The organism is Thalassospira alkalitolerans (assembly GCF_002115745.1).
In the GTDB taxonomy this organism is placed as follows: Bacteria; Pseudomonadota; Alphaproteobacteria; order Rhodospirillales; family Thalassospiraceae; genus Thalassospira; species Thalassospira alkalitolerans.
On sequence record NZ_JFKB01000010.1, the window covers coordinates 177,813 to 186,128 of the forward strand.

Annotated in this window: 7 protein-coding genes; 1 reads left to right on the forward strand and 6 read right to left on the reverse strand. The window is 49.1% G+C overall.

Annotated features, from left to right (window positions below):
* Positions 1-48: 48 nt before the first annotated feature.
* The 4 genes from TALK_RS15405 to TALK_RS15420 form a co-directional block, all read right to left on the reverse strand.
* Entirely contained in the window at positions 49-786 is a 738-nt protein-coding gene (locus tag TALK_RS15405) for a hypothetical protein (RefSeq protein WP_139833854.1), read from the reverse strand.
* 41 nt (positions 787-827) lie between these two features.
* On the reverse strand, positions 828-1,262 hold the full coding sequence (locus tag TALK_RS15410) for a type II toxin-antitoxin system RelE/ParE family toxin (protein ID WP_085620029.1): 435 nt from the start codon (positions 1,260-1,262) through the stop codon (positions 828-830).
* Positions 1,263-1,266: 4 nt separating this feature from the next.
* A complete protein-coding gene (locus TALK_RS15415; RefSeq protein ID WP_085620030.1) occupies positions 1,267-1,548 on the reverse strand; it encodes a type II toxin-antitoxin system ParD family antitoxin in 282 nt (93 codons plus the stop codon).
* Between the two features lie 119 nt (positions 1,549-1,667).
* The gene (locus TALK_RS15420; RefSeq protein ID WP_085620031.1) at positions 1,668-2,177 is read right to left on the reverse strand and encodes an antirestriction protein ArdA; all 510 of its coding nucleotides are present in this window, start codon (positions 2,175-2,177) and stop codon (positions 1,668-1,670) included.
* A gap of 352 nt (positions 2,178-2,529) precedes the next feature.
* Between TALK_RS15420 and TALK_RS15430 the strand changes: the two genes are divergently transcribed.
* Positions 2,530-6,624: a HigA family addiction module antitoxin gene (locus tag TALK_RS15430; protein WP_085620033.1), complete on the forward strand. Its 4,095-nt coding sequence runs from the start codon at positions 2,530-2,532 to the stop codon at positions 6,622-6,624.
* Between the two features lie 181 nt (positions 6,625-6,805).
* Here TALK_RS15430 and TALK_RS15435 read toward each other — a convergent pair whose 3' ends face one another.
* Entirely contained in the window at positions 6,806-7,651 is an 846-nt protein-coding gene (locus TALK_RS15435; RefSeq protein ID WP_085620034.1) for a hypothetical protein, read from the reverse strand.
* Positions 7,652-7,850: 199 nt separating this feature from the next.
* Positions 7,851-8,316 (reverse strand): recombinase family protein (locus tag TALK_RS15440; RefSeq protein WP_139833855.1); only part of this gene is annotated, 466 nt, incomplete at its 5' end.

Genomic DNA, 8,316 nt, shown 5'->3' on the forward strand with positions numbered 1-8,316 from the left:
TCTGCATTGTTGTTGTGGAAGGCAAGACATGATGCGCCTCTATCATGGCTAAAATAACATTGATAAACGTGTAATAGCGAACATGCTTAATACCAAGATACCGATGGAAGCAATGCTCACGAGAATTCCGACGAAAGAGCTCGGGTACATTTGCTTTTGTCCAACAAACCTGACGTGCTCACGCCTCATACCTAGCAGGGTAATAATCGCAAAAGGCACCAATACCAGCCAATTTTCTTCGGTGAAGTAATGTGAAATATCGGGAAACGGCTCGCTTCTGGTTAAGTAAGGAACAAAGTAGCTCAAGAGCCATGTGAACCCGCCAAACCAACACAACAAAACACTCCATTGCATTGTAAAGTACTTAAATTCTGGAATATTTGCGGCTCCACCAACCTTCCTGATTATGGCTTCACTTGACTTGTGAAAACCATAAGCTATCGCCGCTCCAATAAAGATAGCAGCACATGAAATCAGAAAACTGAAAATGTAATAGCTAATATCAACAAATTTTTCCGTTGAGATAAAATCAAATAAAGGCATTTTCAAAATCTCTGGATGCAACGTCGATATTACCGCTCCTGAGAATTTGAGAAAAGCTCCTGCAAAAAAGCATCCCGTCCAGATGACATGCCAATAACTTCGAGCTATTCGGCCATAAACTCCATTTCGATCACTTAAATCACTTGGCAACAAAAACAAAGGGGCCACCAAGAGTGCAATCGGAACCCCCCACTTATTTGACACAAGCCATTTTCGAATTTTTACGTATAGCTTTCTCAGCACAGGACTTTCCCCACTCCAGTCTTGTTTTGAATCTCTTGTGGTTAGCGAGGCCGCTTGCTGCGGCCTTTCTTCGCAATATCGCTCTCGCGCTTTTCCTTGAATTTATGGAGCTGATCCAGGTGTTTCTCTGGGAGATGCCGCGCCAAATCGCGCGCATCATGCAAGACGCGACTTACGGCAACCTCGTTGTCACTTGGTATAAAATAAAGCACAAAATGACGCGGAGCCTTCACATAGGAAGAAGCCCGCTTACGGCTTAAAGATGTATGGAAGCTGCGGATATTCCCGCCAATTTCGGAGCGCTCTTTACTACCGGGGCGATAGGGATCATCGCGAATATCTTTGAAAGCTTGCCTCAAAAGCGCGTCGTATGCATCCGCGGCAGCACGGCCATACGTTCGCTGAGTATATTCTCTGATCTGCAAGAGATCGTTGCGGGCGGGGCCGGTAAGGGTAATAGAAAAAGAATTTGCCATCCTGCTATGCTCGCCGATCTACCTCATCGGCTATATCCGCAAATATTTGGTCAATATCTTCATCATCTTCCAGCGCAACAAAATCCCCCCGCCGGTAAGCATCCTCGCCTTCTTTGAAGGCAGCCCGCAATGCCTCGATCTTGACAGCGTCCTCAGATTCCTGCCGTTCCAACAGCCGAAGAGCGGCGCGAACTACTTCGCTGGCATTCTTATAGCGCCCTGAGGTCAGCGCGTTTTCGACATATTGCGCGTAGTGATCTGTTAAGTTGATATTGCGGGTTGGCATGACAAATCTCCTCGAATCTCTTTCTTTATAATGACATGCCTAAGCTCATATTGTCAAAAATTGCCAATTTTGGGAATTGTGAGTTTTCTCAAACACCAATTTCTCTGTCTATTATGCCCCTAACCGCATCTATACGCGATAAAACTACCTGCAATTTCGGTCATTGCGTAATCCACAGAAAGATCGCGGGCGATAGCCTCATAGTCGATATAAAAACGCAGTTGTTCCGGGATATCACCAAATAATCCGTCATCAACAAACTGCTCAGCCAGTTCTTTCAGGTTGTCCACGTAATACAAATCAACCTCGACGCTTTCCGGATCATCGGCAACATCAGCCGCATCATAGCCACATTCACCAACGGCAATAATAAAGCGGCGTTTGGTTTCATCCTCCCAATCCTCGATAGCCTCCAAGAAGGCTGAAAAATTAACCTGATTGATCCTCCACGCTTGCGCTAATGCACAGTCAATCTGATCGCCGTCGATAAACTGAATTTCAAATTCTTCGACCGGCTGGCCGAAATCGCTCCGTGCTTTGGCCGCGCGCTTTTCGTATTGCTCCGGTGTCTCGAAATAAAACCCGGACGCAGTAATATCGTAAGGCTGTGCATAAAGTGTAACTTCCATTTCCCTGATCTCCTTTGGGCTTGGGGTTGCTCATGCAACCCTTGGCCTTCGCCGAGAACGGGGTGTGCAAACGGAAGAAAAAATCGACGGCGGGCGCAGGGGCGCATCAAGCGAACCGAGCCTCGGGAGACCGTCTATTTTTTATGAAGTGCGCTGAGGGGCTGGCCCCTAAGCAAGCGCAAGGGATGGAAGCTGAATGGCCGAGACCGTGAAACGGGCTCGGTTCACGACAGCCCGGCCCGAAGGGTGCGACCACAGGTTGGTTGGAAAAAATTGACAATGTGTAAACTGTAACGTTACACTTTACACATAATTTCAAAATATATCGGAACCAGCTTCTAAGGAGGCAGCCATGACAGACACAACCTCTCCAATTCACCCCGGTGCTTACATTAAGGAACATGTTATACCCAAAGGTGTGAGCGTCAGTAAGGCAGCAAAGTTGCTGGGCGTGTCCAGGCCGGCGCTATCGAACCTTCTGAACGGGAAGGCGTCCTTGTCTCCTAAAATGGCTGCACGCATAGAGAAGGCCTTCGGGGCAAAGAAAGATGCCCTGCTAAGCATGCAACAAGCTTACAATAGCTATGGGAATGATGAATCTGATCGGCAAGTTATAGTAAGGAGTTATGCGCCTTCTTTTTTAGAGCTTAAGGCGATAAACATCGCGACATGGCCGGAAAAACTAGATGCGCGCCCCTTGCTGCCAGCTTTTCTGCGTCGACTAGTCCATACAACTGGCGCCATGGTAACGGAAGCCGATTTCCCTGCATACGACCTGTCACAACGCCACGGCTGGGATGGCCGTGTTGTCTGCGAGGCTCCGAATGCTTGGGTGCCTGCCGGGACTTCCGGTTGGGAGTTTGGTTGCGATGCGAGACCAAAACCCAAAGCAGACAAAGACTACAATGAGCGCAGCAAGTTGCCTGAAAGGGAGCGCCTCGAAACCACATTTGTTTTTGTGACGCCAAGGAACTGGCCCAAAAAAGCTGAATGGGTGGACGCAAAACGTGCAGAGGGGAAATGGAAGGATGTTCGAGCCTACGATGCTAACGATCTTGAGCAATGGTTAGAAAATTCACCTCCTGCTCAGGCATGGCTGGCCGATATCTTAGGCATACCCAAAGACGGCTGCCAGACACTTGATGAATACTGGCGAGGGTGGGCGCGCGTAGCGAATCCCGAGATCAACCCTGCTATTTTTCGGAATGTGGTTGAAAAGAATGCCGGAAGAATTGAACAATGGTTGCAAAGCTCAACTTCTCAACCACTCATCATATCAGCTTCATCGAAAGAAGAGGGGGTTGCCTTTCTGGCAGCTGCCACACAGCTAACTGAAAACCTCGAAATACTTGGAGAGCAAGCCATTTTCTTCAATTCTCCCGAGCCAATGAAAAAACTAGCTGGCATAAAAAGTGAAATGATCCCTGTTATTCACTCGGGCGAACTAGATAATCACGCCGTCAGTCTACTGCCAGAAAGAAAATTCGTGATTGTCACGGACAGAAATTTGGGTGTGGACGGCAATAGTATTGAAGTAAGCCCGCCAAACTACGAGTCCTTCCAAGAAGCCATAAAAGAAATGAAACTTGATGAAGGTAGGCATGCATCGATCATCCGTGGCAGTAGCCGTTCTCCAACAATACTAAGGCGGCTATTAGCCAGAACCCCAGGGCTTAAAACCCCGTCTTGGGCACAGAACCCGGAATATGCGAGATGGATGATCCCATTCGTCCTTTTAGGGCGGTGGCGCTGGGGTAACGTTTCCGACCGCGAGATCGTCAGCTTGGTCGCGGATGTGCCGGTGAATATCGTTGGACAACGGCTTACCGAATTGAGCGCGCTTGATGATGCGCCGATCTTGCAGGAAGGCGACGTTGGCGGCGTAGCGTCGCGGTTGGAAAGTCTCAGTGCCGTTGCCGCCTATATTTCAGAAGACGATTTGGAGCGTTTTCTGTTTGTAGCAGAATGCGTACTTGAAGAGGATGATCCATCACTGGACTTGGAGAAATCAGAACGCTGGACTGCTGCAATCTATGGAAAGGTACGCGAATACTCCGGCACAGTGCGCCGAAGCATTGCGGATGCACTCATATTATTGGCGGTTCATGGACCAAAGGTACTCGGCGGCAAGCGAGGGGGGAGTGTGGAATGGCAGGTAGCGTCCTTGGTTCGTCGTTTGCTCACAGATCGCAACCCACGCGTTTGGCTATCGCAGCAAAATGATTTGCCCTGCTATGCGGAAGCTGCCCCGGACGCTTTTCTGGAGATCGTTGAGGATGAATTGAAAAAAGACACTCCGGCAATTGACGGTCTGTTTGAGCCAGCTGAGAGCGGTTTATTTTCCGGCTGCGATCGGACAGGAATGTTATGGGCATTGGAAGTTTTGGCATGGAATCCGGCGCGATTGAATCGCGTTATTCTGATTTTAGCAGAACTATGCCGGTATCCTATTGACGACAACTGGGTCAACAAACCAACGGGGTCCATTCGAGATATCTTGCTGCCATGGCGCCCCCACACTATGGCCTCGCAAAATCAAAGAATTGAGGTGCTCAAGAGCCTGTGCTCCAGGTATCCCAAAGTTGGTTGGTCATTTTGCATGAGCCAACTGAGCGCAATGCCGAGCGTAACCTCAGGATCATACGAACCTCGATGGCGAGACGAAACCAACGAAAATAGTCGCGTACTAACCAACAAGGATGTCTTTGATTTTCGTAGAATGTGCCTCGACTTGATGCTGGCATGGCCCAAGTTTGATTTCGAGAATCTGAAAGGGCTTGTTGAGCTTTTGGATGACGTAGCGGATGACGACCGGGACGTAATTTATTCTCATATAGACAATTGGCTCACAAGTAAGCCACCGCAACCTGAAATCGCTGCTTTAAGGGAACATGTACGTATCCGGACGATGACGCAGCGAGCACGAAGGCATAAGACACATTCCAATAACACCAAAAACGGACACCAGCTATACGCGCGATTGGAGCCTTCTGATTTGTTGCAGCGCCATTTATGGCTCTTTGCTAAAACATGGATTGAATACTCAGGCGATGAATTGGGTGCAGACGACTTCGACCATGATGCCCGTGAAAAATGGATTTCTGAGGAGCGCGCGAAGGCGTTGCAGGAAGTTCAAGCAGCGCTAGGCTATGATGGAATTTTCGAATTATGTACCCTCGGTGATGCTGCAAACATGGTCGGATGGACGTTGGGCCAACACGTAATGTCGCATGAAGAGTTGCTGGCGTTTGTGGCAGCCGCAATCAATGGTCATGCAAGATTCGATCAACAGAAGCTGGATCAATGCGCTTCCGGAGCTCTTCACCAGTTGACTGATGACAAGCTAGAGAGGTTTCTTGCAGACACCTCGCAGGCACTTGAGGAAAAAGGAAGGCCCAGTGCAGTAATACGTCTCCACATGCTTGCACCATTTGGTCGGAAAAATTGGGATATGGTAGCCAAACTTGGCGCTCAATCTGAACAGCAATACTGGCGCAGCGTCAATGTTGGCTGGGGGCGTTTCGATGATGTGGATTTAAATTATTGTGTCGAAAAACTGATGGCTGCCGAACGCCCACGTGCGGCCTTTTTCTCGTCGCGTTTTGATTGTGAAAGCCTAAAGACTAAGACTTTGGTGACTCTCTTGCATGATATGGCAACCAAGGATACCGAACCGGATGAGCATTATAGATGGCAGTCGCACGACATCGTCAGTGCATTCGAGGTACTAGAGGGTCGGGATGATGTAAACTCTGCAAAATTAGCTCAGCTTGAATTCATGTATGTCCGCGCCATCGGGTCGCATTCCGGCTTTAAGTTCACCAACTTATCGCGTGAAGTGGCAAACTCCCCCCAAACTTTCTTCCATCTAGTAGCTCTGTGCTTTCGAAGAAGTGATGACGGCAATGATGATCCCGCGCTGGAATTGCCGACGGATGCAGTCCATCGCCGCAATGCCGCCGAATTGGCATACACGACGTTAGAAAATGTGAGCCAGATACCGGGAGCACAGGATGATGGGGCCCTGAACACTGATCATTTAAGGGAGTGGGTTAATTCCGTCCGTGAACTAGCCAAAAAACACAACCGGGAAGCTATTACAGATCAGAAAATCGGCAGCTTGCTGCAAAGGTGTGGTGTTGGTAATGATGGAATCTGGCCTCGCGCCGAAGTGCGCCAAGTCATGGAAGAAGTAGCCTCCCAAGAAATAGCCATCGGCATGAACTTAGAAGAGCGGAACTCCCGCGGCAGTCAATGGCGGCCATCACCGGACAATGGAGACCCAGAAAGGGCATTAGCTGCAAAATACCGGGGCTACGCAGAGGCGGTCATGAATAGCACTCCGTTTGTTGCACGAATGCTGTTCGATATAGCAGAATCCTACGAGAGGGATGGTCGCTACCATGATGGGGAAGGGCGTCAACGTGAACGTTTTCCAGATTATTGATTGATCATTCTTCGGCAGGGGGTTGCACAGGGGGCGGCACGCCCCCTTGCCGAGGACAGCAAAGCGACCGCAGACAAGAGGCGCGGTAATACCGCGCACATCTTGCGTAACACGCGTTTGTGTAAGCGAGGGTATGAGAGAGAATTATTGCCAATAGAAACGACACATCAAAAGTCTGAGGCTAACTCCGCTGAACAAGCTTCTCCAAGTCCTCATAGCAGAAAGCTGGCTCACGACAGATCAAGAACTTAGGTGCATAATAGTCAATTATCTTCTGGCTAGGCTTGATGCTAGTTTTCACCAATTGCCGGACTTTCTTTAAGTCTTCGGGGCTAGGGTCGTTAATATCGTTCTCGGCTAAGAATCTGCTGAGCAGCCCCTCCTGCCGAGCTTTTTTCGCCTTTCCTTGGCAGAAACTGCGAACATAGCGTGATAACGCCTTTGCAAAAATTCCTTGGCAATGATAGAGGGTCATATGCGCGCCAAGCGTGAGACGGAATGCTTCAGTTACATTGCCACTTTCAAAAGCCATCGTATAAAATGGTGCAGTTTGATCTTCTAGAAAGCCTACCCTAATTTCATCGGCTGGAGCCATTATCAAATAGCTCGGCGTTGGCTTTTTTAGCTCTACTTGAAAATTAAAGTAGTAGGCAAAGCACGTAGCAAACACACAAATCAAATTATTCTGTGTTGCTATATTTATTGCACGAAGGGCATCAGCCAATTCTTCCCACCCCAGAAACTCTTTGCTGGGGGCTAGGAACAGTCCGTCATCTTTAGAGCCGTGGGCATCGAAATGAATAATTGGCCTGAGACCTGCCTCCGCGTTTCGAGCAAGTTCCGCCAATGCCTCTAACAAATCATTCCGATTTTCGACGACCTTTTCAAAAAAAGCCCATCCCCTGCGATTATTACTAAGATCAGTTAGTTCATCAGTTATTCGGCGTGTTGGCCCAAGTTCTTCATCTGGTAGGGAGCGCACCCAAAAAATCGCATTAACATCCAATGTTTCCGAGATGGTCAGCATATCAATCTTTACCTCCTCGACAGCAAATTACGGGCGTGTTCGATGTAGGGACGCGAACGAGCCAAACTAAAAGGTAGAATTCCACTTTTGAGTATAGCACACGAATTCACTCGCTCTCTCGAGAAGCATTGTAATGCCGTTTCATCAGAGCATAGTTTTACCGTGGCGAAACGCTGAGCATCGTGCATGTCCTGATGTATCAGGCCACCTTCGCCAGCCCCTCCCGCTCAAACGCTCGCTCTACCGTTTTCGGGTGGATGTCGAACAGGTTGGCGATTTGTTCCATGTCTTTATGTCCCTGCATGATCTGGCGATGGGCCTCGGCGATATCTTCTGGCGTGAGTGTCCTTGGCCGCCCCAAAATCACACCGCGCTGCCTTGCGGCATCAATTCCGGCACAGGTATTTTCGACGATGATTTCGCGTTGGAATTCGGCCATGGCGCTGAAAATGTGTAACACGAGCTTGCTGCCCGGCGTGGTCGTGTTGATCCCTTCGGAAAGGGAGACGAAATGCACGCTTTCGTGCTCAAATCTCACCAATAAATCAGCCAAATGCAGGACGGAGCGCCCAAGTCGATCCAGCTTAAAAACCGCGACACTACCGCCGGAGGATGAGGTCTCTAACATCGCTTCACATCGAGCGGTGATATTAGTGTTCGGTTGC